At 66.9% G+C, this 24,429-nt stretch carries 29 protein-coding genes and 1 riboswitch; of the genes, 11 read left to right on the top strand and 18 right to left on the bottom strand.

Annotation, left to right across the window (positions count from 1 at the left end):
- Window positions 1-25 precede the first annotated feature (25 nt).
- Complete coding sequence (locus ACIA49_RS40430; protein WP_396383663.1) at window positions 26-454, bottom strand: DUF2752 domain-containing protein; 429 nt, start codon at window positions 452-454, stop codon at window positions 26-28.
- 55 nt (window positions 455-509) lie between these two features.
- On the opposite strand from ACIA49_RS40430, the gene ACIA49_RS40435 reads away from it, so the two are divergent.
- Window positions 510-1,127, top strand: a complete 618-nt coding sequence (locus ACIA49_RS40435) for an RDD family protein (protein WP_396383664.1) — start codon at window positions 510-512, stop codon at window positions 1,125-1,127.
- Window positions 1,124-1,618, top strand: coding sequence for an RDD family protein (locus tag ACIA49_RS40440; protein WP_396383665.1), 495 nt, complete (start codon window positions 1,124-1,126; stop codon window positions 1,616-1,618). The genes ACIA49_RS40435 and ACIA49_RS40440 overlap by 4 nt, the downstream gene beginning before the upstream one ends.
- On the opposite strand, the gene ACIA49_RS40445 is transcribed toward ACIA49_RS40440, so the two are convergent.
- The 3 genes from ACIA49_RS40445 to thiC form a co-directional block, all read right to left on the bottom strand.
- Window positions 1,583-2,137, bottom strand: a complete 555-nt coding sequence (locus tag ACIA49_RS40445; RefSeq protein WP_396383666.1) for a hypothetical protein — start codon at window positions 2,135-2,137, stop codon at window positions 1,583-1,585. The two genes, ACIA49_RS40440 and ACIA49_RS40445, sit on opposite strands and share 36 nt — an antisense overlap.
- Window positions 2,134-2,736 carry a SatD family protein gene (locus ACIA49_RS40450; protein WP_396383667.1) on the bottom strand — a complete coding sequence of 201 codons (603 nt, stop codon included), beginning with the start codon at window positions 2,734-2,736 and terminating at the stop codon, window positions 2,134-2,136. Before ACIA49_RS40450 ends, ACIA49_RS40445 begins: the two co-directional genes overlap by 4 nt.
- Before the next feature lie 589 nt (window positions 2,737-3,325).
- Window positions 3,326-4,948 (bottom strand): phosphomethylpyrimidine synthase ThiC, encoded by a 1,623-nt coding sequence (gene thiC, locus ACIA49_RS40455; RefSeq protein ID WP_396383668.1) that lies wholly within the window; start codon window positions 4,946-4,948, stop codon window positions 3,326-3,328.
- A riboswitch (TPP riboswitch) is annotated at window positions 4,941-5,060 on the bottom strand. (Overlaps the previous gene by 8 nt.)
- A 30-nt stretch (window positions 5,061-5,090) precedes the next feature.
- On the opposite strand from thiC, the gene ACIA49_RS40460 reads away from it, so the two are divergent.
- Window positions 5,091-5,837 (top strand): lysophospholipid acyltransferase family protein, encoded by a 747-nt coding sequence (locus ACIA49_RS40460; RefSeq protein WP_396383669.1) that lies wholly within the window; start codon window positions 5,091-5,093, stop codon window positions 5,835-5,837.
- Between the two features lie 120 nt (window positions 5,838-5,957).
- Entirely contained in the window at window positions 5,958-6,482 is a 525-nt protein-coding gene (locus ACIA49_RS40465; protein ID WP_396383670.1) for a hypothetical protein, read from the top strand.
- A 4-nt stretch (window positions 6,483-6,486) separates the two neighbouring features.
- On the opposite strand, the gene ACIA49_RS40470 is transcribed toward ACIA49_RS40465, so the two are convergent.
- The 9 genes from ACIA49_RS40470 to ACIA49_RS40510 form a co-directional block, all read right to left on the bottom strand.
- Window positions 6,487-6,720, bottom strand: coding sequence for a hypothetical protein (locus ACIA49_RS40470; RefSeq protein WP_391542311.1), 234 nt, complete (start codon window positions 6,718-6,720; stop codon window positions 6,487-6,489).
- A gap of 13 nt (window positions 6,721-6,733) precedes the next feature.
- Window positions 6,734-7,870, bottom strand: a complete 1,137-nt coding sequence (locus tag ACIA49_RS40475; protein WP_396383671.1) for an anion permease — start codon at window positions 7,868-7,870, stop codon at window positions 6,734-6,736.
- 87 nt (window positions 7,871-7,957) lie between these two features.
- Entirely contained in the window at window positions 7,958-8,956 is a 999-nt protein-coding gene (locus tag ACIA49_RS40480) for an anion permease (protein ID WP_396383672.1), read from the bottom strand.
- Window positions 8,957-8,958: 2 nt separating this feature from the next.
- Window positions 8,959-9,591, bottom strand: coding sequence for a DUF47 domain-containing protein (locus ACIA49_RS40485; protein WP_396383673.1), 633 nt, complete (start codon window positions 9,589-9,591; stop codon window positions 8,959-8,961).
- Between the two features lie 140 nt (window positions 9,592-9,731).
- On the bottom strand, window positions 9,732-10,040 hold the full coding sequence (locus ACIA49_RS40490; RefSeq protein WP_396383674.1) for a DUF202 domain-containing protein: 309 nt from the start codon (window positions 10,038-10,040) through the stop codon (window positions 9,732-9,734).
- On the bottom strand, window positions 10,037-10,372 hold the full coding sequence (locus ACIA49_RS40495; protein WP_396383675.1) for a YidH family protein: 336 nt from the start codon (window positions 10,370-10,372) through the stop codon (window positions 10,037-10,039). The genes ACIA49_RS40490 and ACIA49_RS40495 overlap by 4 nt, the downstream gene beginning before the upstream one ends.
- Window positions 10,372-11,595 (bottom strand): glycoside hydrolase family 3 N-terminal domain-containing protein, encoded by a 1,224-nt coding sequence (locus tag ACIA49_RS40500; protein WP_396383676.1) that lies wholly within the window; start codon window positions 11,593-11,595, stop codon window positions 10,372-10,374. The genes ACIA49_RS40495 and ACIA49_RS40500 overlap by 1 nt, the downstream gene beginning before the upstream one ends.
- Complete coding sequence (locus ACIA49_RS40505) at window positions 11,595-12,056, bottom strand: MarR family winged helix-turn-helix transcriptional regulator (protein WP_396383677.1); 462 nt, start codon at window positions 12,054-12,056, stop codon at window positions 11,595-11,597. Before ACIA49_RS40505 ends, ACIA49_RS40500 begins: the two co-directional genes overlap by 1 nt.
- A complete protein-coding gene (locus ACIA49_RS40510) occupies window positions 12,035-12,958 on the bottom strand; it encodes a DMT family transporter (RefSeq protein ID WP_396383678.1) in 924 nt (307 codons plus the stop codon). The genes ACIA49_RS40505 and ACIA49_RS40510 overlap by 22 nt, the downstream gene beginning before the upstream one ends.
- A gap of 38 nt (window positions 12,959-12,996) precedes the next feature.
- On the opposite strand from ACIA49_RS40510, the gene ACIA49_RS40515 reads away from it, so the two are divergent.
- From ACIA49_RS40515 to ACIA49_RS40525, 3 genes are read left to right on the top strand one after another with little or no spacing between them, the layout of a single operon-like run.
- Complete coding sequence (locus ACIA49_RS40515) at window positions 12,997-13,638, top strand: TetR/AcrR family transcriptional regulator (RefSeq protein WP_396383679.1); 642 nt, start codon at window positions 12,997-12,999, stop codon at window positions 13,636-13,638.
- Between the two features lie 41 nt (window positions 13,639-13,679).
- Entirely contained in the window at window positions 13,680-14,162 is a 483-nt protein-coding gene (locus tag ACIA49_RS40520) for a nuclear transport factor 2 family protein (protein ID WP_396383680.1), read from the top strand.
- Window positions 14,163-14,765 (top strand): TetR/AcrR family transcriptional regulator, encoded by a 603-nt coding sequence (locus ACIA49_RS40525; RefSeq protein ID WP_396383681.1) that lies wholly within the window; start codon window positions 14,163-14,165, stop codon window positions 14,763-14,765.
- A 705-nt stretch (window positions 14,766-15,470) separates the two neighbouring features.
- Here the strand turns inward: ACIA49_RS40525 and ACIA49_RS40530 are convergent.
- Complete coding sequence (locus ACIA49_RS40530; RefSeq protein ID WP_396383682.1) at window positions 15,471-16,130, bottom strand: potassium channel family protein; 660 nt, start codon at window positions 16,128-16,130, stop codon at window positions 15,471-15,473.
- Window positions 16,127-16,645 (bottom strand): acyl-CoA thioesterase, encoded by a 519-nt coding sequence (locus ACIA49_RS40535; protein WP_391542324.1) that lies wholly within the window; start codon window positions 16,643-16,645, stop codon window positions 16,127-16,129. Before ACIA49_RS40535 ends, ACIA49_RS40530 begins: the two co-directional genes overlap by 4 nt.
- Before the next feature lie 127 nt (window positions 16,646-16,772).
- On the opposite strand from ACIA49_RS40535, the gene ACIA49_RS40540 reads away from it, so the two are divergent.
- Window positions 16,773-17,705, top strand: coding sequence for a hypothetical protein (locus ACIA49_RS40540; protein ID WP_396383683.1), 933 nt, complete (start codon window positions 16,773-16,775; stop codon window positions 17,703-17,705).
- Here ACIA49_RS40540 and ACIA49_RS40545 read toward each other — a convergent pair.
- Window positions 17,698-18,570 carry a phosphotransferase family protein gene (locus tag ACIA49_RS40545; protein ID WP_396383684.1) on the bottom strand — a complete coding sequence of 291 codons (873 nt, stop codon included), beginning with the start codon at window positions 18,568-18,570 and terminating at the stop codon, window positions 17,698-17,700. The genes ACIA49_RS40540 and ACIA49_RS40545 overlap by 8 nt on opposite strands.
- Window positions 18,571-18,637: 67 nt before the next feature.
- On the opposite strand from ACIA49_RS40545, the gene ACIA49_RS40550 reads away from it, so the two are divergent.
- From ACIA49_RS40550 to ACIA49_RS40560, 3 genes are all read left to right on the top strand, one after another.
- Window positions 18,638-19,261: a flavin reductase family protein gene (locus ACIA49_RS40550; RefSeq protein ID WP_396383685.1), complete on the top strand. Its 624-nt coding sequence runs from the start codon at window positions 18,638-18,640 to the stop codon at window positions 19,259-19,261.
- Between the two features lie 110 nt (window positions 19,262-19,371).
- Window positions 19,372-20,406 carry an L-glyceraldehyde 3-phosphate reductase gene (mgrA, locus tag ACIA49_RS40555; protein ID WP_396383686.1) on the top strand — a complete coding sequence of 345 codons (1,035 nt, stop codon included), beginning with the start codon at window positions 19,372-19,374 and terminating at the stop codon, window positions 20,404-20,406.
- An 89-nt stretch (window positions 20,407-20,495) separates the two neighbouring features.
- Window positions 20,496-21,143 (top strand): hypothetical protein, encoded by a 648-nt coding sequence (locus tag ACIA49_RS40560; RefSeq protein ID WP_396383687.1) that lies wholly within the window; start codon window positions 20,496-20,498, stop codon window positions 21,141-21,143.
- A 184-nt stretch (window positions 21,144-21,327) separates the two neighbouring features.
- Here ACIA49_RS40560 and ACIA49_RS40565 read toward each other — a convergent pair whose 3' ends face one another.
- Window positions 21,328-22,305 (bottom strand): TAXI family TRAP transporter solute-binding subunit, encoded by a 978-nt coding sequence (locus ACIA49_RS40565; protein WP_396383688.1) that lies wholly within the window; start codon window positions 22,303-22,305, stop codon window positions 21,328-21,330.
- Window positions 22,302-24,296: a TRAP transporter permease gene (locus ACIA49_RS40570; RefSeq protein WP_396383689.1), complete on the bottom strand. Its 1,995-nt coding sequence runs from the start codon at window positions 24,294-24,296 to the stop codon at window positions 22,302-22,304. Before ACIA49_RS40570 ends, ACIA49_RS40565 begins: the two co-directional genes overlap by 4 nt.
- Between the last annotated feature and the right edge of the window lie 133 nt (window positions 24,297-24,429).

Raw genomic sequence — 24,429 nt, forward strand, 5'->3', positions numbered from 1 at the left:
GGCGCCTGTCATTTCACGGGCGAAGTCAGTTCAGGTTGCGGGCGACGCCGTACACGATCAGCAGCGCGACCACTGCCTTGGTGAGCCAGTCGACCACCCGCGGGCTCATCGTCAGCCGTGGCAGCCGCACCAGGCGCAGCGCCTCCAGGGCCCAGGACAGCACCTGGTAGCCGACGGCAAGGCCGATCAGCGGGCCCAGCACCAGGACGACGGGGTTGAAGTGCCAGGCGGCGTTCAGATCGCCACGGAGCAAGGCCGCAGCCATCCGGGTCGATCCGCAGAGCGGACAGTTCAGACCGGTCGTGGCGTGCAGCAGGCACGGAATGCCGAGCCCGGTCAGCTGATAGACCCCAGCCAACGCGAAACCACCGACACCGACGATCGCGAGCCCCTGTACGCGCCGGTCCACCGGCTCGACCGGTCCAGCGGGGCGGAGTACGACGCCATGGCTCACCGCACCACAGTAACCTGCCTTGCAGCCCGTAGTTGAGCACCAGAGAGGAATTCAGGTGACCACCCCTCCGTCCGGCCCGTACGACGGGTCCACGCCGCCCGGTCAGCCCAATCAGTACCCGCCTGGCCAGCCGAACCAGTACCCGCCCGGTCAGCCCGGTGGTGGGTTCCAGCCCAGTGGACACATCCAGCCCGGCTACAACCCTTATGCGCAAGGCCCTTCGGGACAGGGCGGCTACCGCTTCGCACTGCCCGGTCAGCCGGTCGGCTACACGACGCGGGTGGGCGCCTCGCTCATCGACGGCGTCCTGCAGGGTTTCCCGACCGGGATCGCCCTGATCGTCACCATCTCGATCAGCACCAACCCGAAGTACTCGGACAGCGCCGGGCTGCCGTTGACGCTCGGCTTCATCGCCTCCGGGGTGATCTGGTTCCTGAACCGGGTGGTCCAGCAGGGCCGGACCGGTCAGTCGCTGGGCAAGAAGATGACCGGATCGCGGGTGATCAGCATCCAGACCGGTGAACTGATCGGCTTCGGCCCGAACCTCGGTCGCGAGATCTGCGCCTACTTCTTCAACTACCTGTGCTTCATCAATCTGCTCTGGCCGTTATGGGACGAGAAGCAGCAGACCTGGCACGACAAGATCGTCAACGACATCGTCGTCAGCACATGAGCGCCCCGTACGGCTACACCCCCGTCCCGCCGCTGGCGGAGTGGCTGCCGCGCGTCGGTGCGGCTTTGATCGACAGACTGATCGAAGGCGTCCCGGCCGCCATCGGCTACATCTTGTTCATCGTGAACGTCTTCTCCCGGATGGACCAGGAGAACGACGCCCCGCAGGCCTGGTCCGTGATCGCGTTCCTGCTCGGTATGGCGATCAGCTTCGGGTTGTGGCTCTGGAACCGGGTGTTCCGGCAGGGCAACACCGGGCAGAGCGTCGGCAAGAGCGCTTTGAAGCTTCGGTTGGTCGACGGTGCGACGCTGCAGCCGATCGGTCCCGGCAAGACGTTCGGCCGCGAGGTACTGGCCGTGGTCTTCGCCTACGTCCCGCTGATCGACTCGCTCTGGCCGCTGTGGGACGAGCAGAAGCAGACCCTGCACGACAAGGTGCTCAACACCTACGTCCAGTCAGTGGGAGAGCAGGAAGCCGGCGCAGGTTACTGACCAGAGCACACTGGTGAAGGTGCCGATGATGAAGCGCTCGGCCACCGCTTGCGGTGTGACGGAGGCGGGCTGGTCAGGACTGCGCAGCTCGGGGTAGCGAGCCAGCCCCTTGATCGCCAGCACGATGGCCAGCCCCTCCGGCCAGCCGGCCACCAGGGCCGCGAAGATCGCACCACGCTCGAGAGAACCGATCAGGGCGCCGCCACGCAGCACCTCACCAGCCTTCTGCGTGGACTGGGCTCTGGTGTTGCCCCGGTCAACCAAAGAGAGCACAGAAGTCGTCAGCGGGCCGCCTCCGGTCACTGCGAGCCCTCCGGCCAGCAGGAGCAGCACATTCCACCAGCGCTCGTCCCAGCCGACCACTCCGTGCCCGTAGAGCAGCACCAGACCGGCGGCGATCAGACAGGCCAGCATCAGGCCGCTGAGGATCACCTCCACCGTCGCACCGGCCTTCGGCACCCAAGCCAGTACGGCGAGGAGCAGCGCGGCTCCTGTGAGCGCCAGGACAAGCGCCGTCACGCAGCAACCTCGACACGTGCGAGCAGTTCGGTCGCCAGCAACCGCCCACGCTGCTCCTCGGCCACTCCAGCCGCCTGAGCCCGTTGCGTCACCGCAGATTGGCTGATCCCCAGTTTCACGCCGATCTCCCGTCGTGTCAGTCCCTCTGCCAGCAGGTCGGCGACAGCCCACCCGCGGTCACTCCGCCGGCGCAGCACCGACGCCATCAACCAGAGCACCGTCTCGACCTGGTCGGCCACCTGCTCGTCGCTACCGCACACATTGACATGATGCGGGCTCGACTTCGCCTTCGTGACCGCGTCCCGGGCGAACACGAACGCGTCCCCGTTACCGGCCCGCGTGCTGCGCGGGAGGGGGTCGAACACGTCGCCGATCCCGAGTCCGACGTACCAGGAGTCGCGACGGAGCAGGTCGAGGATCACGTCGATGGTTGCCTTGGCCTCCGACAACACGCCTTGGACCTCGTCGCCCGCGGTCCGCTCGAACTTGCGGAGCAGGCCGCGCCGGCGGGGCCTGCGATTCAGATGATTCAGTAGCTCGGGTACGAGATCACCGCTGATTCGGCTGCCGCGCTGATCTACCGTGAGAACGAAGACCACTTGCCTGCACCTCCTGACTGGCCTCTCTTAATACCTTCCCCGCCCCACCACCCCGATCAGTTAAGGCTACAGTCTTATTCACGCTGAGTGAAGGCAAAAACCTGAATCGGTTCACCCGATCACTCCCCGTAGTCACTCCGCAAGGCAGCCGATTCCCCAATTCTCCGCTCAATCGGGGCACTTCCGCATCTCGACGCACCGGACGATTTCACTCCGCGTAAGGCCGAAAAGCTCGCTTTTCCTGCCCCAAAGGCCCAGAAACCGCCGTACCGGGCGTCATCGGCCTACGGTGCCAAGGTGGCGATACGAACCCGGCGGACATTCGGCCGGGGCCGGATTGATCCTCAACAGCCTGAACCGGTTCCCTGACGCGATAGCCGGGTACGTCTTCCTCGCCCCGGACTACGGCCTGCATTCCGACACCGGGAAAGTCGCGCGCGGCAGTCCGGGATGGTGAACCGGTACACGGTGAACATGGCGCTCGCACAGAATGCCGAAGCTGGCCGAGTTCTCCCGGCAGGCGCCGCACGCGGACGTGACGACCCTGCCGGGAGAAACTCACCTCAGCCTGCTCGATACCGCAGCGGCGTCAGTCGGCCAGCGGCAGATAGACCTTGCTGTCATTGGCCTTGAAAGTCTCGGACATCTCGTTGAAGCCTGCCTCAATGGCTTCGGTCGAGGTCAGCCCGCGCTCCTCGGCGTACTTGCGGATGTCGGCGGTGATCCGCATCGAGCAGAACTTCGGACCGCACATCGAGCAGAAGTGCGCGGTCTTCGCGGGCTCGGCCGGCAACGTCTGGTCGTGGTACGACCGAGCGGTGTCCGGATCCAGCGAGAGGTTGAACTGGTCCTCCCAGCGGAACTCGAACCGGGCCGTCGACAACGCGTCGTCCCAGGCCTGCGCACCTGGGTGCCCCTTGGCCAGATCCGCAGCGTGGGCAGCGATCTTGTAGGTGATCACACCAGTCTTGACATCATCGCGGTCCGGCAGACCGAGGTGCTCCTTCGGCGTGACGTAGCAGAGCATCGCCGTACCGAGCCAACCGATCTGCGCCGCCCCGATCGCACTGGTGATGTGGTCGTACGCCGGCGCCACATCAGTTGCCAACGGCCCCAATGTGTAGAACGGCGCCTCTCCGCAGAGCTCCTCCTCGAGCCGCACGTTCTCCGCGATCTTGTGCATGGGCACGTGTCCCGGGCCTTCGATCATCACCTGTACGTCGTGCTCCCAGGCGATCTTGGTGAGCTCGCCCAGCGTCCGCAGTTCGGCGAACTGGGCTTCGTCGTTCGCATCCGCGATACACCCCGGCCGCAGGCCGTCACCGAGCGAGAACGTCACGTCGTACTCGCGCAGGATCTCGCACAGCTCGGCGAAATGCGTGTACAGGAAGGACTCCTGGTGATGCGCGAGGCACCACGCGGCCATGATCGAACCACCGCGCGAGACGATGCCCGTGATCCGCCGAGCGGTCAGCGGCACATACCGCAGCAGTACGCCGGCGTGGACGGTCATGTAGTCGACACCCTGCTCGCACTGCTCGATCACCGTGTCCCGGTAGACCTCCCAGGACAGCGCGGCCGGATCGCCCTTCACCTTCTCCAGCGCCTGATAGAGCGGCACCGTCCCGATCGGGACGGGTGAGTTCCGCAGGATCCACTCGCGGGTCTCGTGGATGTTCTTGCCGGTGGACAGGTCCATCACGGTGTCCGCGCCCCAGCGGGTGGCCCAGACGAGCTTCTCGACCTCTTCCTCGACCGAGCTGCTGACGGCGGAGTTGCCGATGTTGGCGTTCACCTTCACCAGGAACTTCTTGCCGATGATGGTCGGCTCGCTCTCGGGGTGCCGCCGGTTCACCGGGATGACGGCGCGGCCGCGCGCCACCTCGGACCGGACGAACTCCGGATCCATGTTCTCCCGGAGCGCGACGTACCGCATCTCCTCGGTGATGGTGCCGGCGCGCGCATGCGCGAGCTGGGTCAGGTTCGTCCGTCCGGCGATCCACTCGCGCCGTAGCGCGGGCAGACCAGCCTGTACGTCGATCTGTGCCGACGCGTCCGTGTACGGCCCGGACGTGTCGTACAGGTCGAAGGACTCGCCGTTGGTGAGGTGGACACGACGCGCCGGGACTCCCAGTTCGCCGCGATAGATCTTCTCGGAGCCCGAGATCGGGCCGGTGGTGACAGTCGGTCGTACGGTGCCGATAGTTGTCACTTGCTGTGCTCCCTACGCCGGAATTACCCGGACAGGTTCGGCGGTCGGCGGCGCCGGATTCCTCCAGCCGCCCTCTCAGCCCACTTCGGTGCGAGCTCCCGCGATCTCCAGTTATCGGCAATACCTTAGTAGAGTTCCTACGATGCGCGACTTTGTGTATCCGCCCGTGATCGGTTTCGCCCGTACGGCGTTCAAGGTGCTGGATGTGAACTTCCAGCTGGCCGGGACGGAGAACGTGCCGCGGACCGGCGGTGCGGTGCTCGCGCTGAACCACATCAGCTACGTCGACTTCGTCCTCGGCGGGTACGGCGCGCTGCCGAGCAAGCGACTGGTCCGGTTCATGGCCAAAGAAGTGCTGTTCCGCAACAAGTACTCGGGCTGGCTGATGCGGTCGCTGCATCACATTCCGGTGGATCGGTCGGCCGGACAGGCGTCGTACCAGGAGGCGGTGCGATATCTGCGCGCCGGTGAGGTGGTCGGAGTGTTCCCGGAGGCGACGATCAGCCGGTCGTTCGAGCTGAAGGAGTTCAAGTCCGGCACGGTCCGGATGGCCGCGGAGGCCGGCGTACCGGTGATTCCGCTGATCCTGTGGGGTACCCAGCGGATGCTCACCAAGGACCATCCGAAGGACTTCTCCCGGCACCGCACGATCGCCATCACGGTCGGTACGCCGATGACAGTGACCGCGGACGACGATCCGGTCGCGGCGACCGCCGTACTGCGCTCGACGATGGCCGAGATGCTCGACGACACCATCCGCGCCTACCCCGAGCAGCCGCCCGGCGCCTGGTGGCTGCCGGCCGCGTACGGCGGCTCCGCGCCGACGCCCGAGGAGGCCGACCGGCTGGACCGCGAGGAGCTCGCGCGGCGGGCGGAACGGCGGCAGTAGCCTCGGACAAGGCCTTGACCCCTACCCGCCACTAGGGGTACGAAGGGCTCTTGTTATTGACAAGGCAGGAATCTGGGGGATTTCTGTGCTGCTTGCCTTGTGCTGGGCGGGGGAAGGTTTTTGTTCGATTCACCGGAAGAACTGCGACTGTTCGACCCCGGGACGCTGGTGGTGGCGCCGCACGTCGCCGAGCACATCCCGGACGCGGGCGCCTACTTCATCGACTGGTCGACGCGGGATCTGGACGGCGAGCGCGCACGGGAGGTCGAGGCCGCGGTGAACGGCCGCCGCTGCGCCAACGGCTGGTTCCCGCTGGAGAGCCTGGACAGCATCGGCCACCGCGGCTTCTGGCGCGGGCCATTGACCTACCTGGCCCAGATGACGTGCGACGACGCAGCCATCCTGCAGGACTGGGCCGCTCGCGGCCTGACCGGTGAGGACCGACGGCGCATCCAGGCGACCGTCAACCACCTGCTGCACCAGCAGGGTCACGCCGCCGCTGCGACGTGGGCGGTCGCGGTTCGGCCCCAGGCTGGTCTGGACGCGGCCGAACTCGGCGACCGGCTCTTCACAGCCTGGGAGCAGAACCTCGATGCGGTGCGGGCCAAGGACGTGGCCAAGGCAGTACGCCGCTGGAACCGCTAACTGGTCAGTGGAACTGCGGGATGATCAGGTAGAGCCCGTACAGCACCGCAGCGAGGCATGCCGCGAAGCACAGCGACGCCACTGCGGTGTCGACCATCGGTGCAGGCCGCTTCTCGTCGATAGCTGCTGCCCGGCGCGCCATGGCGGTCACACCGAAGGCGAACACCACGGCCAGCCCCACTCCGAAGACCAGGCTGACCAGGGCTACCTCACCGAGTGCACTCCAGTTGATGTGCATGCCCGTCCTCCGCTCAGACCGCCGCGGGCGCCGAGGAGGCGGCCGGGGTGCTCGGGTACTCGTTCACGTTGGTCGAGGTGACCGGCGTCCGCCGTGAGGCGAGGTAGATGCCACCACCCGCAGCCACAGCCAGTACGGCGATGAGCGCGACCCCGAGGTTGCCGGAGTTCGCCACCCGACCAGACAGTGCACCGACGAGTGCTGCGGCCGGCAGAGTGAACAGCCAGGCCAGCGCCATCCGGCCGGCGACCGTCCAGCGCACCTCTGCGAGCCGCTTGCCCAGACCGGCACCCAGGATGCTGCCGGAGCAGACCTGCGTGGTGGAGAGCGGGAAGCCCAGGTGGGACGAGGCCAGCAGCACCGCGGTCGAGCTGGTCTCCGCGGCGAAGCCCTGCGGCGACTCGATCTCGGTCAGGCCCTTACCCATGGTCCGGATGATCCGCCAGCCGCCCAGGTACGTCCCGGCGGCGATCGCCAGACCGGCGGCGAAGATCACCCAGAGCGGCGGCCGCGAGCCCTGCGCCAGGCTGCCGGAGGTGATCAGGACCAGCGTGATGATGCCCATCGTCTTCTGCGCGTCACCGGTGCCGTGCGCCAGCGAGACCAGCGAGGCGGACGCGATCTGACCGGCGCGGAAGCCGTCGTCGACGCTCTTCTTCCGGGCCCGCGCGGTGATCTTGTAGGCCAGGTAGGTGCCCAGCAGGGCGACCACTCCGGCCACGACCGGCGCGGCGACCGCCGGGATGATGATCTTCTGCACCACGGTGCCGAAGTTGACCGCACCGGCGCCGGCCGCGATCCAGGTCGCACCGATCAGACCGCCGAAGAGCGCGTGCGACGAGGAGCTCGGCAGGCCGACGTACCAGGTCAGCAGGTTCCACAGGATGGCACCGACCAGGCCGCCGAAGATGATCGGAACCGTGACTTTCGTATCGTCGACCAGCCCACTCGAGATGGTCTTGGCGACTTCGGTGGAGACGAACGCGCCGACCAGGTTCAGGACGGCGGACAGTCCCACCGCGACCTTCGGTTTCAGCGCGCCGGTGGCGATCGACGTCGCCATCGCGTTAGCGGTGTCGTGGAAGCCGTTCGTGAAGTCGAACACCAGTGCGGTGACGATCACCACGACGACGAGAAACGACAGATCCATCCCGATCACATCCCTCGGCGGACGAGTTGTGGCTCGTCCGACCGTAGGGGTGGTGGATGAATTCGAAATGAATGAGATCCGGGGATCTCACTCCAGGATCAGGTGGGCGATCCCGTAGCAGGCTGCGGCGACCAGACCAGCGGCTGGAATGGTCAGCACCCAGGCGGTGACGATGCCCTTCGCGACACCCCACCGGACGGCGGACAGACGCTTCGTGGCGCCGGCGCCCATCACGGCCGAGGTGATCGTGTGGGTGGTGGAGACCGGGGCGTGCAGGCCGATCGCCATCACGTAGAGCACACCGGCCGCGATCGCCTCGGAGGCGAACCCGCGGGCCGGGTCGAGGTGGATGATCCGGCGGCCCAGGGTGCGCATGATCCGCCAGCCACCGGAGTAGGTACCCAGCGAGATCGCGGTCGCGGCGGAGATCTTCACCCACAGCGGGATGCCGTCGTCCTTGTCCGCGTGCCCGGTGGTGAGCAGCGCCAGGAAGATCACGCCCATCGTCTTCTGGGCGTCCTGCAGACCGTGCCCGAGCGCCATCGCGGCGGCCGACAGCGACTGCGCCAGCCGGAAGCCACGGGTGACCTTGCCGGGGTTGCTGCGCCGGAACATCCACAGGATCGCGGTCATCAGCAGGAACGCGCCGACGAAGCCGATCGCCGGTGACAGCACCATCGGGATCACGACCTTGTCGACGATCCCGGTCCACAGCACCACGCTGGACGAGGCCAGCCCGGCCCCGACCAGTCCGCCGATCAACGCGTGGGACGAGGAGCTCGGCAACCCGAAGTACCAGGTGATGAGGTTCCAGGTGATGGCCCCGATCAGCGCGGCGATCACGATCACCAGGCCGTGCTTGCCGGCCGGAGCGGTGATGATCCCCTTGCCGACGGTCTCAGCCACCTCCGTGCCGGCCAGGGCGCCGAGGAAGTTGCAGACCGCGGCCATCGCCAGCGCCACCCGCGGCGTCAGCGCACGGGTCGAGATCGAGGTGGCGATCGCGTTCGCGGCGTCGTGAAAACCGTTGGTGTAGTCGAAGGCCAGCGCGATCACGACCACCGCGATGACGAGCGCGAACTCCACGCTCAGCTCTCCTTGACGGCGATCTGCTCGACCGTGTTGGCGACATGCTCGAACGCGTCGATCGCAGCCTCCAGCAGATCGACCACGGTCTTCAGCTTCAGCACCGTGAGGGTGTCGAACTCGCCGCTGAAGAGCTTGGCGATGATCCGGCGGTGCACCGCGTCACCGGTGTTCTCCAGCCGGTTGATCTCGATCCAGTACTCGGCCAGATCCTTCATCGTGCGCAACCGCGGCATCGTCTCGGCGGTCAGCTGCGCGGCGCGCTGCAGCACCTCGATCTGCTCGGCGACCTCCTCCGGCAGCTTCTCCAGGTTGAAGAGGTGGACCGTGTCCACCGCCTCCTCCATGAAGTCCATGACGTCGTCGAGATCGGAGGCCAGCCGGTAGATGTCCTCGCGGTCGAACGGCGTCACGAACGTCGAGTTGACCCGGCGGATGATCGAGTGGGTCGTCTCGTCCGCCGCGTGCTCGGCGTCCTTCATCTGGGCAGCGATCTGATGACTGGCCGACAGCCCGCTGCCGGCCGTACTGCCGAGCAGCTCGGCGAGGATCCGGGCGCCGTCCACGAGGTGGTTGGCGGATTCGGTGAAAAGGTCGTAGAACGTCGGGTCGTTCGGACGCAGACGTAACGGCACTTCAAGCTCCGGGTGAACGAGGGACAAACCGTGGATCATGCTAGGGCGAACAACCGGCTGGGGTTGCATCGCCGGGGTCAACGTAGCGCGTAAGGGTGAACTAGTTCACTAGGAGGTGACTACCGAGTAATCAATTGGTATCAGCGCGTGATCACGGCGTACAGGTCGAAAAGGCCGACCACCAGCACCAGCCCGGCGGCGATCCGGAGCACCCGGTCCTGGCCGAGAGCCTGTACGGCGGCGCCCCGGGAATGGCGGTAGACAGCGCTCACGGCCGCCCAGCAGCCCAGTGCGAGCACCAGTACGACGATGCCGAGGCCGGTGCGGACGTCGGACGAACCGTGGCCGGAGGCAAGCAGCAGGATGCCGTTGGCGATCAGTCCGAGGGACGTCCGCCGCCAGGCGAGCAGGGTCCGTTCGGGCTGGAGACCGGGGTCACGTGTGCTCATCGCCACAATGCGAAGATCAGGCCGATCAGACCGGCGCCGGCGATGGTTGCCGCGAGCATCAGTGGCAGTCTGGTCACCGGGAGTGGCTGACCGCGACGCATGGCGATCAGGTTCTGCTGCCACCTCCGGAGTGCTCCGGCAGTGGTGACGAGCCCGGCAGCGACCAGGATCAGTCCGATGATCCGGGCCGGCCAGCGGTCGTGTCCGAGGTCGAGGAACTGCACTGCCGAGAGTCCACCGGCATAACAGGCCAGTGATGTCCGCAGGTAGGCCAGATAGGTCCGCTCGTTCGCCAGAGTGAACCGGTAGTCGGGCTCCTGCTCCTCCTGCATCAGCAGGTCACCAGACCGTGCTTCTGCTTGAGAGCGAGGACCCGCCGTACGCTCGCGTCGAGCTTCGCGGCGAAGGCCTTGTCCTGCTGGGCTTTCACCACCAGTGCGTTCACCATGGCGGACGTGAGGTTCGCAGCGCCGTTGATGACGATGTCTCCGCCAGCGGCGATCACCCGGGTCGCCCGCTGACCAGCCGGCACCTTCGCCACGTTGGCCGCTGCTCCGACGTCGTCGGTGATCACGACGCCGCCGTACCCGAGGTCGCCGCGGATCATGCCGCCGATGACGATCGAGGAGAACGCCGCCCGGTTGTTCGGGTCGATCTTGGTGTAGGTAACCGTGGAGACCATCAGCATCTCGGTGCCGGCCTCGATACCGTCCGCGAACGGCTGCAGGTCGTCGTCACCACGGACCGTGACGTTGTCGATCACATCGGCGGCGAAGTCCGTGTTGCCGCGGACCTTGCCGATGCCGGGGAAGTGTTTGACCGAGGTGATCACGCCACCCTTGGCCATCCCGCGGACGAACGCCTGGACCGGCGGTCCGACCTTGGCCGGCGTATTGCCGAACTCGCGGTCCAGCTGGCCGATCGGCGCGTTCTGCTTCTTCAAAGACGCCGGTACGACGTCGGCCACCGGACTGAGGTCGGTATTGACCCCGGCCTGCCTGAGCTGGCTCGCCCACTGCGTGGCCCGGGCGGTGAGCTTGTCGCTCGTCCAGGTGCCCTGAACCGTCGCCGATGGGATGCGGGTGAAGCCGGAGCCCTTCAGACGCTGGATCTGACCGCCCTCTTGATCCGCAGCCACCAGCGGCTTGATGCCGTTGACTGTGGCCGCAGTAGTCGCCGCAGCGGTCGCCACCTTGGTGTGAGCGAGGCTGCCGCCAGTGCCGAGCAGGAGGACGCCACCTGGCTTCTGCTTCTGGACGATCGGGCGCTGAGCGGACGTCATGCCGTTGGCGCTGATGCCAGTCATGATCAGCTGCGCAGCGCGCTCCCGGAGTGTGAGGTCTTCGAGCTTGGCGTCGATGCAGCCAGTAGTGGGTGTCGACGTCGGCGTGGCCGACGGCGTCGGAGTGGTCGGCTGGTCCGTGGTCTTCGGCGGCAGCGGTACCGACGAGGACGGGACCGTGCTCGGACCGGCTGTCGGCGGGGACTGGCTGTCGTTGCAACCAGCAAGCAGCAGAGCGGACAGTACGACGAGAGCTGTGGATCGTGCCCGCATCAACGCTCCTGGCTGGGGTGCTCGGCGAGAGCCGTGCAAACGGCGTACAGCTGGTCGACCTGCTCCTCGGAGAGCGCGTCGAAGATCGCACTGCGGACCTCTTCGACGTGACCCGGTGCGATCTCCACCAGCTTCTCCCGGCCGGCGTCGGTGATGATCGCCACCTGACCGCGACGGTCGGACTCGACGCCCTCGCGGCGGACCCAGCCGTACTGCTCGAGGCGATTGACCGCGTGCGAGAGACGACTGCGCGAGCCGAGCGTCGCGACCGCGAGCTCGCTCATCCGCAGCCGGCCCTCCTGCGCTTCCGACAACCGCACCAGGATCTCGAAGTACGTGTGCGGAATCCCGGCGTCACGCTGCAGCTGCTGCTCGATCCGGCTGTTCACCACGCGTTGGGCCGCGATGAACGCGCGCCACGCCTGCTGCTCTTTCTCGTTCAGCCATCGGGGTTCCGCCATGTCGGCAGCGTAGCGGGCAGTCTGATGAGTCCGACGGCAGCGGCACAGACCAACATGCCGACCACCGCCAGCGCTCCGATGCTCTCGTCCAGCACGAAGTACGCCAGCAGCATCGTGGTCGGCGGCACCAGGTAGAGCAGACTGCTGACTCTGGTCGCACCGGAAAGCTTCAGATTGACCAAGAACAAGCCCCAACCGCCTCCAGTTGCCAACAGCACCAACCAGAGCACAGCACCGTAGAACCCAGGCTGCTGCGGGACGCTGAGCTGATGCGTCGAGGCCGCCAACGTGACGAACAGCACTGCGGACACCATGCTCTGAACGCAGACCGCATCGAGTGACTTGACCGCCGACTTGCTCCGGCGATCCAGGCAAGTGCCCGCGACCAGGCCGAGCAGACCGATCAGCGGGATCAAGAACAGCAGCAACGAGCCGTGGCCCGCATGGAGATCGTCGGCGACCACGAGGGCGACTCCACCCAGTCCGATGACGAGACCGATCCACTGGCGTCGGTTGACCGGCTCTCCGAGCAAGGGTCCGGCAACGGTGGCGATGAGCAGTGGTTGCAGCGATCCGATCAGCGCGGTGGCTCCGGCGGTGATGCCGTGGTCGATGCCGGTGAAGATGGCTCCGAGGTAGATGAACTGGGTCAGGACCGCCATCGCGATCTGGACGAGCAGGTCGCGACGAGTCAGGCGGGGGCGGCGGATGCTCAGGATGATCGCGCCGAGCACGCCGGCCAGCAGGAATCGCCAGGCGAGCAGGTCGAACGCGTTCGTGTAGCGCGTTCCCCAGCCGGCGCCGATGAAGCCGGAACTCCAGAACACGACGAAGCCGGCTCCTGCGGCCAGGGTCATCAGGCGCAGGTTCGGCGTCCGTCGTACGGGCGGGGCGATGGTCATGGGCCGAGAGTAACCACACCGGTCGGTATACTGTCAGTATGCCTGTTCAGCAGATGAGACTGCTCGTCGACCGCGGAGTGCCCGAGGCGGACCGGCTGACGCCGGCCGGGAGTCGGATCCTGGCGGCAGCGTCCACGCTGTTCTACGAGCAGGGCATCCGGACCGTCGGGGTCGACGCGATCGCGGCGGCGGCGGACGTGACCAAGAAGACCTTGTACGACCGGTTCGGGTCGAAAGATCGGCTGATCGCGGCGTACCTGGAGCATCGGAACCGGGTGTGGCACGAGTTCCTCGACGAGCAACTGGCGGAGCGTGCACCGAAGACTCCCGAGGACGTGGTCCTGGCGTTGTTTGCTGCGCTGACCGATTGGCTGGCGGGGTCTCGCAACGGCTGCGGCTTCATCAACGCGAGCGTCGAGCTCGCCGCGCCGGATCACCCGGCGATGCCGGTGATCGTCGGGCAGAAGCAGTGGATGCGGTCCGAGTTCGAGGCGCAGACGCGGCTGGCCGGGATGGCCGACCCTGGTGAGCTGGCGGATCGCCTGCTCCTGCTCCATGAGGGTGCGCTGGTCAGCTATCGGGTGGCGGCGATGGCGAATGCGACCGAGGTGGCCGCTCGCGCGGCGGCCGATCTGCTCGCTGGATGGCCGCGGCTTGGTTTTGACGACAGAGTGTCGTAATCTTTTTTTACGACAGAGTGTCGTAACGAGGGAGAGTCGTCATGAACGCTGTCACTGATGTGGTTGCTGATCGGGCCGAGATCATCGAGCTGTTCGGCCGGTACGCCGATATCGCCGATCTGAAGGATTTCGGTGCGTTGCCCGCGCTCGTTCACACGGATCCGCTGACGATCGACTTCTCGTCGGTCACGGGCATGCCCCCGATGACGGTTCCACTGGACGACTACCGCGAGGCGCTCCGGGGCTCCTTCGGCGCCTTTGCCGCGACCCACCACGCCATCACCGGTCACGTCGTCACCATCGACGGCGACCACGCGACGATCCACGCCCACGTCCGCGCCGAGCACTGGCTGCCGAAGGAGCTCGCCGGCGACGGTCCCGATCGCTGGCTGGTGGTCGGCTTCTACGACAACGAGGCAGTCCGCACGCCGGACGGCTGGCGCCTCAGCAGCGTCAAGCTCACCGCGATCCACCAGGAGAACCAGCACCTCGCGGCCGGCGCCACAGCAGGACAGGCGAGCTAGGTGCCACGGATCCGCGGCGGCAGCATCGAGAAGCATCACGAGCTGGTGTGGGCGGACCTCGCGGATGCGACCCGCCGGCTGCTGATGGAGCGCGACTACGCCTCGATCAACATGGGCCACATCGCGGCCGAGGCCGGGATCGCGCGCAACACCCTGTACAACTACGCCCGCGACAAAGCCGCCCTGGTCCAGGCCCTGACCGAGCGAGCGAGCCGCCCCATGCTCGACCAAGTGACCGCGATCGCCGCCCGCACCGAGGAGCCGGCCACCGACCGGATGCGCGAGATCGTCGCCGCCGTCCTCGATGCGTCAACAGACCAAGCCGTGCAGCCAATGTTCCGCCCGGGCGCCGGCCCCCTGATCGACGAGCTACCCAAGGGTTCCGACGGACCGTTCCACGCGATCGTGGCCGAGGTGGAGAACGTCGTCCGCAGCGGTATCGACCGCGGCGAGTTCCGCGACGTCGGCAACGTCGAGCTCACGGTCGAACTCCTCTCCGGCGCCATGCGCGCCGGCGCCGAACGCATCGGCCGCGCCCCCACCACCCACGCCGCCACCGTCCAGTCCGCCCAGCAACTCATCCTCGCCGCCCTGGCCCACTAACAACCACCGCAGCGTCGTCGCGCCCCTAACGTCCGAAGACCCGGTGAACATGGTCGGCGTGTATTCGGACGCTAAAGCAATGACCACCTACCCAACGCGATTCTCAGACCGCTGCCCTCCAAAGCCGCGGCATGCGCTGAACGCCTGTCGAGGCCTGTGAGGATGCCGGGGCGGGTGCCTCGCCGGTACTGCGTTCGCTGGAGCAGGCATCCTCCCCAAACCGGTTTGGGGAGGATCCGGGTCAGCGCGATCCGGTTTGGGGTGGATCTGGGACGGAATCAGGGGGTGGATCCTCCCCGGAAGCCGACAAATTCTTCCCGAACCAGCCGGAGGCGGGGCCCAGCGACCACGTACACGGTCAGCCGCGTCCGAATCCCATATTGGCCGACGGAGATTTGCGGATACCTACTGCCACAGAGCGGCAGTGATCATCCGCAAAGACGCTCGGCCGGAGTCAGCACAGCTAGCGTCCGAAAACACGCCGACCACGTGCTGCGAACGTTCGGACGTTGCGGCGAATTACTGCACTCACTCGTGCATGCCTCCGGAGGTAGATCACCTCGAGCACCCACCGACCACATCCCACCCGCCGAAACGGTCGAGCCGTGCTCAACGTCGTACGGGACTGCCTGTTTCCTAACGTCCGAAGACACGCTGACCACGTGTGGCGATTGTTCGGACGTTGCGAGGGGGTGCGGCTGAGGGTCAGGTGGTGCGGCGGGAGATGGTGAGGCCTACCAGGCGGGAGACGACCATGGCTACGTAGCCGAGGCCGGCGAGTTGTTCGATCATGACGACCGAGCGGCCCCAGCTGGAGATGGGGACGACGTCGCTGAGGCCGGTGCTGGACAGCGTGGTGAAGCTCAGGAAGAGCAGCTCCATCCAGGTGCGGTCGTTGCTGGGGGCAACTGCTGCGATGAAGCTGCCGGGGACGAGGACCTGGACGAACACGTACAGGTAGGCGAATCCCCAGGCCACCAAGGTGAACGTGGCACCGGTGGCGTAGAGCTCGTCGGTGCTGACGTCGTGGTCGGACAGCATGTAGCGCAGCAAGCTGTACGCCGCGTAGAAGTAAAAGGCCGCGTGGAACACCGACGAGACGGCGACCACCACGTCGCTGGAGTTGTACACGTCGATGAACGAGAGCGCGACGGCCGGGATCCCCAGACCGATGCTGACCCAGGTGAGCCCCGGTGTCGATCGCACCGAGAAGACGGCCAGCACCAGCACGACGATCCCGAAGGTCTCGAACGCGAGCCGCCCGCCTCGCGAACCTTCGGTCAGCGGGTAGATCAGCACGCCCAGCAACTGCACGACCAGCAGGACAGCCGACGGCTGTCGCCGCGCCGCGGAGTACAAGCTCATCCGGCGGACCGGTCCTGCTCGCGCGACGCGATGATCGCCTGCCGTCGCGCCAGCCGGTGGCTCCGGCGAATCTCCGCCTCCCGCATCCGGCGCAGCTCCTCGTCGGTCTCGGGCACCACCTGCGGTACCTCACGCGGCTTGCCGTCGGCGTCGACCGCCACGAACACCAGGTACGCCGAAGCCACGTGCACCTCGGGCCCGACCGCGTCCCACCGATCGGCGGTGATCCGCACTCCGACCTCCATCGAACTCCGGCCGGTCCAGTTCACCTGACTGCTGAAGTGCACGACATCGCCGACCCGAACCGGCACCAGGAAGACCATCTCGTCCATCGACGCGGTCACCGCGGCCCCACCCGAGTGCCGCGCCGCGACCACGCCCGCGACCGAGTCGACCAGCGTCATGATCACCCCACCGTGCACAGTGCCGAGCAGGTTCGTCTCGTGCTGCGCCGTGATGTGCGACAACGACAACCGAGTCACCGAAGTCGGCCGTGACGCCGGAGTGCTGGACATCTGGTCCTCCTGTTCCGGACCGGATTCGGTCCCGCGCCGCAGAGTATCGACCAAGTTGTCCACAGGTTCGAATTGACCGGTTGGAGGCGGGGCGAATCCTCGTACTTTCTCTGTCGAGGAGGTGCCCATGACAACCACCGAAACTCCCACTGATCCGCATCTGAGCCCCTTGACCGCGCCGCAGGTCGACCGCCTGGTCGCCCTCGCGCTCGCCACCTGCCGCAAGCTCGGCTTCGACCTCGAGTACGACGCCGGCGCCCTGATCCCGGCAGCCGTCCTGGACGCGCTCGACCCGGAGGCGCCGGGACCGATCCTCGGTCTCACCAATCTGGCCCGGGCGATCGCCCAGGAGGATCCCGACGACTGGCCTCAGTTCGTCGACACCCATTTCACCGAGTTGCTCCGCCGGCTCGACGAAGGTGCACCCGATCCGCCCGATGATCCCGCCCGCGAGCTGATCCAGCGTCTGGTCCCACGCACGTCACTCCCACCGCACTGGGTCGCCGACCGTCCCGACGTGATCCCAGGCCTGTTGTCCGTGCCCGCGACCCTCCACGACACCACCGTCACCATGTATCTCGACCCGACCGACCTGGGCCTCACCTGGTCGGCCGCCGAAGCCCTGGGCCTCGCCAACCTCCGCCGCCGTACGGACCACCTCGAACTGCTGGAAGAAGACGGCGTGCAGTTGGCTCGCCTCACCGGTGACTCGTTCACCGCATCCCGTGCCCTCGTCCTCGACACAGTCCTCCGGGAAACCCTCCAGCTCCCCGACCTGCCCTCCGCGGTCCTGGCCGCAGTCCCCGCCCGCGACCTCCTGCTCATCCACGTCATCCAGGACCTCAAGGTCCTTCCAGCGCTGGGGCTCCTGCTCCACCTCACCGCCCGAGCCCACAGCCAGGCGCCCGGCCCGCTGTCTCCCGAGGTCCACCTGGTCACCTTCACCACCAGCGGCCACCCGACCTGGCACCCGGCGACCACCTCAACCTCCCCCACCGCCCTCGCCCTCTCCACCCAACTCACAACCCTCATCACCTGCCTCCCCTCGGAGATCAGGTGAGCGTGTGCCAGGGGTGCGGCGGGTTGGTGGTGAAGAAGGCGAGAAGGTTGAGGAGGCGACTGGCTGGTGGTGCAGTCCAATGGCGCTGACCGGGCCACGGGTCGGCCTGGAGCTTGCCCAATCCCCAAGACAGGTGCAGATAGAGCACACCTGCAGCCAACTCATCCTCCGCGAGGGTCGAGTCAGACAGCTCGCGCGCCACGGACAAGTACTCAGGAAGGAGCTGAACGACCTCGGTCAACCGCAGCTTGGCGAAGTCGAGAGCTCGCGGACCCCACGCCGCGTCGCCCCAGTCGATGACAGCCTGCAGGCTGTTGTCGCTGCCCACGAGAAGGTTGTGTGGGGCAACATCTCCGTGGACCAGCACGGCGGACGCCGACCGATCGAATCGCTGTTCCAACCGGGTGAACCATCCGTCCAACCAGCGCGCGGTCTCCGCGTCCAGGTAGCCGCGGTCCGCCAGCTCGCCAACTGCAATCCGTGGTTCGCCCCACCCGTCCACGGGAACCTCCGCGAGGGCCCCGCGCCGTACGGCGTGCAACCGCGCGAGGTCGATGACCAGCTCTCCCGGGGTGACCTCAGGTTCGATGCCGTGGACACGGTCGACCACCACGTACGGCGCTCCCAGAAGCGTGTCACTCGGGTCGTACTCAAGGATCGCGGGTGTTCGCACCCCGGCCTCCCGAGCCACCGGTACGACGGCAGTCTCCTTCCGCAGGTCCTCCTCGAACCCCGGGCGGGCGACCCGGGCGAACAACCGCTCCCCGAGCACGAACGCCCGGTTCGCCACCCCACCCGGCACCTCCCGCACCTGATCGGCGTTCACGCCGTAGCTGCGTGCCAGCAGGCGAACTGCATCAACCATCGCGTCCATCCCGTTGATCCTCGGCGGGGCGCAGGGGCGGTGTCCATCGGTTTGATCTACTACCGGAATGCGAATCGAGCTGGATCCGGAGCAGGTCGGACCGCGGGAGATCTATGCGACGCTGAACTCGGTGGTGGTGCCGCGGCCGATCGCCTGGGTGTCGACCAGGTCGGCGGACGGCGTGCTGAACCTGGCGCCGCATTCGTTCTTCACGGTGTCCTGCGTGCGGCCGCCGATGGTGCAGTTCACGTCGGTCGGCCGGAAGGACAGCCTGAACAACGTCGAGGTAACCGGCGAGTTCGTCGTGAACTTCGCGGCGGAGGCGCTGTTCGAGCAGGTCAACGCGTCGGGGACGAACTTCCCGCCGGACGTCTCGGAGTTCGAGGCGATCGGGGTGACGCCCGAGCCGTCGCGGACCGTCGGCGTACCGCGGGTGGCCGAGTCACCGGTGGCCATCGAGTGCACGCTGCACACGGCGCTGGAGCTCGGCGACTGTACGGTCGTGATCGGCCAGGTCCGGGCGATCTCGATCGACGAGTCGGTGCTGGCCGACAACCGCCCCGAGGTCCGGCTCCTGCGGCCACTGGCCCGGCTCGGCAAGGACGAGTGGTCGACCCTCGGCGAAATCCGCGAGATCTCCCGGATCTCCCACACCGACTGGCCCGGCCACTTCACCCCACCCGCGCGCTGAGAGCCTGCTCGCACCCATCAAGAAGGCGCGCTTCTTGGTGTCAGAGGTGGCGTTTCTTGCGCAGAACAAGGGGTTTTGCGCTTGTTACGACATGGTGCAGACTGAGGTTCGTGACTGACTACGTGGCTGCTCAGGACCGGTACGACGACCAGATGGTGTATCGGCGGACAGGCCGGAGTGGTCTGCAGCTGCCGGCGATCTCGCTGGGGCTGTGGCACAACTTCGGGGACGACAAGCCGTTCGAGACGCAGCGCGACATCCTGCGCCGGGCGTTCGACCTCGGGGTGACGCACTTCGACCTGGCGAACAACTACGGCCCGCCGTACGGGGCGGCCGAGACCAACTTCGGGACGCATTTCGCGCGCGACTTCGGCAAGTACCGCGACGAGCTGATCCTGTCGAGCAAGGCCGGGTACGACATGTGGCCGGGTCCGTACGGTCAGGGTGGTGGCTCGCGGAAGTACGTGCTGGCCTCGCTCGACCAGTCGCTGCAGCGGATGGGCGTCGACTACGTCGACATCTTCTACTCGCACCGCTTCGACCCGGACACCCCGCTCGAGGAGACGATGGGTGCGCTCGACACCGCGGTCCGCTCCGGCAAGGCCCTGTACGCCGGAATCTCGTCGTACAGCGCGGAGAAGACGCGGGAGGCGGCGAAGATCCTGCAGGAGCTGGGGACGCCGCTGCTGATCCACCAGCCGTCGTACTCGATGCTGAACCGCTGGATCGAGGAGGACCTGCTCGACGCCGTCGGTGAGCTCGGGGTCGGCGTGATCGCGTTCTCGCCGCTGGCGCAGGGCGTGCTGACCGACCGCTACCTGGACGGCATCCCGGAGGGCTCGCGCGCCTCGCAGGGCAAGTCGCTGAACCCGGACTCGCTGACCGAGGACACCCTCAAGCACGTCCGCGCGCTGAACGAGATCGCCAAGGAGCGCGGTCAGTCCGTCGCCCAGCTCGCCCTCGCCTGGACGCTGCGCGACGACCGGGTCACCAGCGCGCTGATCGGCGCCTCCAGCGTCAAGCAGCTCGAAGGCAACCTCGAGGCCGTCCGCAACCTCAAGTTCACCGCCGAAGAGCTCGAGGCGATCGACGCCGACGCGGTCGAGGCCGGCATCAACCTGTGGAAGAAGAGCTCCGACCACTGAGCCAGCCGTAATATTACGGAAAGTTCCAGGGTGGTTGCGTTGTGCAGTGGCCGGGCGCACGCTGAGACAGACACCTGGAGGTGGTTGTGATGGCCTCTTCGACCCTGGATATGGCGCTGGGCTACGAGCACGAGCGGATCCGGGAGCTGGCCGTACCGGCCGGCCACCCGGCCGCCGCCCATCCGGATCGCAGGCATCGAACGGACTGGTTCTACGCGATCGCCGCGCAGCACCTTTCGGCAGCTGAGGACGTGTTGCTGCCACAGGTGCGGCGGCTGCCCGACGGTCCCGCGCTCGTCGCACAGTACGTCGGCAACGCCAAGAGCCTGGAACGTTGCCTGCGCTCCCTCAAAGGACGCCAGTACGGCGACAGCCGCGTCCTGCACCTGGACCCGCACGACGTGCTGCGCGCGATCGACCGGCTGCTGACCGAGCATGAACGGCTCGAGACCGAGTACTGCCGGCAGCTCAGCGACCAGCTCGACCAGCACGAGATGAACTCGCTGACCGAGAGGCTGGTCGAGGCCGAAGAAGTGGCCCCGACCCGCGCGCATCCGAACTCACCACACACCGGCCGCGCCGGGCGGCTCGCGCACCGGATGTGGCGACTGGCCGACAACGCATGGGACAGCGCCGAAGGGCGCGTCGTACCGACGAAGTATCACGTGCATCCCAAGCGCGATTCGGCCTTGTCCCACTACCTGTACGGAACTCCGATGCCCCCGACAAACAGGTGACCGGGCCCGGGTCCCTCGGATGCCTCCGAGGGGCCGGGCCCGGCCGACCGGCTCACACTGCGCCTGGTTGTGCGAGCCGGCAGGGTCCCACTCCGCTGCGCCTGGTGTGCGGTGTGGGGCCCGACGTCCTCTCCCGCTGCGCCTGGTGTGCGGGAGAGGACGGTTCAGGGGATTTACTGCGGGATCACTTCAGGGCGTCCAGCGCCTTCTGAGCGCCCGGGTGCAGCGGCACCGGGTCGGTCTTGGTCGCGTCCTCCTTGGTGATGCCCTTCGCGGCCGCGTTCACCGCGATCAGGGCGTCGAGGTTCTCGTACAGGGTCTTGGTGAGCTGCTCGGCCAGCTCGTCCTTCATGTCCTTGCGGACCAGCAGCACGTTCGGTACGACGATCGTCGCGACGTCGGCGGGCTGCTTGTACGTCGCCGCCGGGATCGGTGCCGCCGAGTAGACCGATCCGTACTTCTCCGTCATTTTCGGCAGCAGGTCGGTGATCGGCAACAGTTTGACGCCCTTGCCGAGGCTGGTGGTCAGATCGGTGATGCCACCGGTCGGCAACCCGCCCGACCAGACCAGCGCGTCGATCGAGCCCGACTTCATCGCGTCCACCGACTCCGGCAGACCGAGCCGCTGGGCGGTGACGTCCTTGGCCGCGTCGAGCCCCGCGGCCTCGAGCAGCCGCCGGGCGATCACCTCGGTGCCCGAGTTGGGCGAACCGGTGGAGACGCGCTTGCCCTTCAGGTCGGCGATCGAGTTGATGTTCGCCGAGGTGCGGACCGCGACCTGCGTGTAGTTGTTGTACAGCCGGGTCAGCGCGACCACGTCCTGCTTGGACTGGAAGCTGTTCTCCCCCTTGACCGCGTCGGCCGCGGTGTCACCGAGCGAGAACGCGATGTCGTAGTTGCCGCCCACGAGCCCCTGGATGTTCTGCACCGAGGCGCCGGTCTCACTCGCGGTGGCCCGGTAGCCGGACATCTTCTGCGAGATCACCGAGGCCAGCGCGCCACCGAGCTGGTAGTAGACGCCGGTGGTGTTGCCGGTAGCAATGGTCAGCCGGCCACCGGCCGCCGTACCGGATCCGGAAGGATCGCGCTGGCCACCACAGGCGACCAGCGAGGCGGCAGCAGCGAGCGCCACCACGACAGTGGGGAGGCGACGGATTCTCATGATCTGGCGGATCCTTCCGTGGGTGCGGCCAGGCGTTGCCGCCGGACCACATTGATGACGACGGCAACAAGTAGCAAACAGATTCCGACGCTGATGGTTACGGGCGCGAGGTACAGCAGCAGCAGCGCGGCCGGCACGCACAACGCACGCTCGATCCAGGTGGTCGCGACCACGATCCAACCGCCTGTCACGACAGCAAGTGCGGCCACCGCGAGCATGGACACGGCCAGCGTCCAGACCATGCCGACGAACGATCCCTGACCCAGCAGGTGGGCGCCGTTGTCGGTGAGCACGAACGCGAACGGCACCAGGAACGCAGGCAGGGTGTACTTCCACGCCTGCCACATCGTCGGCATCACCTTGCCGCCGGTGATCGCGGAGGTCGCGACCGCGGCCAGCGCCGTCGGCGGCGACACCTCGGACAGCACGGCGTAGTAGAAGATGAACATGTACGCCTCGGCCTGCGTCACGCCGAGCTGCACCAGCGCCGGCGCGATGATCACCGCGGCGATGATGAACGACGCGGTGACCGGCACCGCAAGACCCAGCACCAGTACGGCGAGCGCCGACAGCACGACCGTCAGGATCAGTACGACGGTGTGGTTGTCGGTGAGTCCACGCGCCGCACCGACGATGATCTCGGCCAGGTTCAGTCCGAGCCCGGTCTGGGTGGTGACGGCGACGATCACACCGGCCGTCGCGCAGGTCGCCGCGACCGGCAGCACCGAACGGGTGCCTTGGGCAAGCGCTTTGAACAGCGGCCGTCCGGTCAGCCGGTGTTCCTTGTCCAGGAACGACAGCCCGAACTGGATGATCACCGCGTAGACGACGGCCTTGAACGGCGGCACGTCGACCGCCATGAAGCCGATGATCACGAACAGCGAGAGGAAGTGGTACCCGAACCGGAACAGCAGCTTGCGGGCGGACTGCGTCGACGTCTCGGCCGACGTCGTACCGTGCCGGCGGGCGTCGATCTCGATCGCGAGCAGGATGCCCAGGTAGTAGAGGATCGTCGGGATCACGGCGTACCCGAGAACGGTCAGGTACGAGACCTGCAGGAACTCCGCGATGATGAACGCGGCCGCACCCAGGGTCGGCGGCGACAGGATCGCGCCGATGCCCGAGGCCGCGAGCATGCCGCCGGCCGGTTCGGGCGGATAGCCGGCCCGACGCAGGATCGGCCACGACACAGTGCCGAGGGATACGGCGGTCGCCGTACCGGAGCCGGAGACGCTGCCGAGCAGGAAGCCGGCCAGCGTGACAGTCCGACCTGGAGCAGTGCGGCTTCGCCGGAAGGCTGCGAAGGAGAGGTCGATGAAGAACTTGCCGGCACCGGAGTAGTCGAGCACTGCGCCGTAGATCGTGAACAGCACGATGTAACTCGCAGCGACACTCAACGGTGTTCCGTAGAAGCCCGCCGTCCCCATCGTGAGCTGACCGATGATCGCGTCGAAGTTGAAGCCCTGGTGCGCCAGCGACCACGTGTAGGGCAGGTAGCCGCCGTAGTACGCGTAGGCGATGAACAGCAGGCTCACCACCGGCAGCACCCACCCCGTCGTACGACGGCAGGCTTCAAGCAACAGGACGAGCAGTACGGCGCCAGTCAGTACGTCGAGACCGGTCGGGGCCTGACGCCGTTCCAGGTAGCCGTCGAAGTCGAGCAGTGGGTACAGACAGACCACGAGCGCGATCAGAGCCAGCAACCAGTCCGACAGGCCAGGGTCGTCATGCGAGCGCGCTTTGAACGGATTGAGGACCGCGGGGACCTTCCAGCCTCTGTAACACAGCAGAGTGATCGGCAGGACGGCTGCGAGAAAGATCACCAAGTAAAACTGCGTGCCCTGTGGTAGAGGGAAGAAAACCTGCGCCAGGACGCCGACGCTGACGATCGCGCACCAGACCGAGATGATCACATCCAGGGCAGGGCGAAGCCGCCGAGCGGGCCGCTCCTGCTCGTACTCGGCGAGCTCCTCGTCGGAGGGCGTGCTCACGCCACCCCCCGTTCCGATACCGACAGTCATCGATCGGTTCCCTCCTGTGTGCGGAAGGCTAATGTTGCCGAACACTGCGTGGAGTCGCGTGATTACGTCTTTACCAAGATCTGACACATCCACGCCCCACCTG

This window comes from Kribbella sp. NPDC051587, assembly GCF_044453945.1.
GTDB lineage: Bacteria > Actinomycetota > Actinomycetes > Propionibacteriales > Kribbellaceae > Kribbella.

Bases quoted from the DNA above. Each gene is read 5' to 3' on its own strand.
- ACIA49_RS40440 (WP_396383665.1), top strand. From the start codon at position 1,124: ATGAGCGCCCCGTACGGCTACACCCCCGTCCCGCCGCTGGCGGAGTGG.
- ACIA49_RS40460 (WP_396383669.1), top strand. From the start codon at position 5,091: ATGCGCGACTTTGTGTATCCGCCCGTGATCGGTTTCGCCCGTACGGCG.
- ACIA49_RS40470 (WP_391542311.1), bottom strand. From the start codon at position 6,720: ATGCACATCAACTGGAGTGCACTCGGTGAGGTAGCCCTGGTCAGCCTG.
- ACIA49_RS40475 (WP_396383671.1), bottom strand. From the start codon at position 7,870: ATGGATCTGTCGTTTCTCGTCGTCGTGGTGATCGTCACCGCACTGGTG.
- ACIA49_RS40490 (WP_396383674.1), bottom strand. From the start codon at position 10,040: ATGAGCACACGTGACCCCGGTCTCCAGCCCGAACGGACCCTGCTCGCC.
- ACIA49_RS40495 (WP_396383675.1), bottom strand. From the start codon at position 10,372: ATGCAGGAGGAGCAGGAGCCCGACTACCGGTTCACTCTGGCGAACGAG.
- ACIA49_RS40500 (WP_396383676.1), bottom strand. From the start codon at position 11,595: ATGCGGGCACGATCCACAGCTCTCGTCGTACTGTCCGCTCTGCTGCTT.
- ACIA49_RS40505 (WP_396383677.1), bottom strand. From the start codon at position 12,056: ATGGCGGAACCCCGATGGCTGAACGAGAAAGAGCAGCAGGCGTGGCGC.
- ACIA49_RS40510 (WP_396383678.1), bottom strand. From the start codon at position 12,958: ATGACCATCGCCCCGCCCGTACGACGGACGCCGAACCTGCGCCTGATG.
- ACIA49_RS40515 (WP_396383679.1), top strand. From the start codon at position 12,997: ATGCCTGTTCAGCAGATGAGACTGCTCGTCGACCGCGGAGTGCCCGAG.
- ACIA49_RS40520 (WP_396383680.1), top strand. From the start codon at position 13,680: ATGAACGCTGTCACTGATGTGGTTGCTGATCGGGCCGAGATCATCGAG.
- ACIA49_RS40530 (WP_396383682.1), bottom strand. From the start codon at position 16,130: ATGAGCTTGTACTCCGCGGCGCGGCGACAGCCGTCGGCTGTCCTGCTG.
- ACIA49_RS40535 (WP_391542324.1), bottom strand. From the start codon at position 16,645: ATGTCCAGCACTCCGGCGTCACGGCCGACTTCGGTGACTCGGTTGTCG.
- ACIA49_RS40540 (WP_396383683.1), top strand. From the start codon at position 16,773: ATGACAACCACCGAAACTCCCACTGATCCGCATCTGAGCCCCTTGACC.
- ACIA49_RS40545 (WP_396383684.1), bottom strand. From the start codon at position 18,570: ATGGTTGATGCAGTTCGCCTGCTGGCACGCAGCTACGGCGTGAACGCC.
- ACIA49_RS40550 (WP_396383685.1), top strand. From the start codon at position 18,638: ATGCGAATCGAGCTGGATCCGGAGCAGGTCGGACCGCGGGAGATCTAT.
- ACIA49_RS40560 (WP_396383687.1), top strand. From the start codon at position 20,496: ATGGCCTCTTCGACCCTGGATATGGCGCTGGGCTACGAGCACGAGCGG.
- ACIA49_RS40565 (WP_396383688.1), bottom strand. From the start codon at position 22,305: ATGAGAATCCGTCGCCTCCCCACTGTCGTGGTGGCGCTCGCTGCTGCC.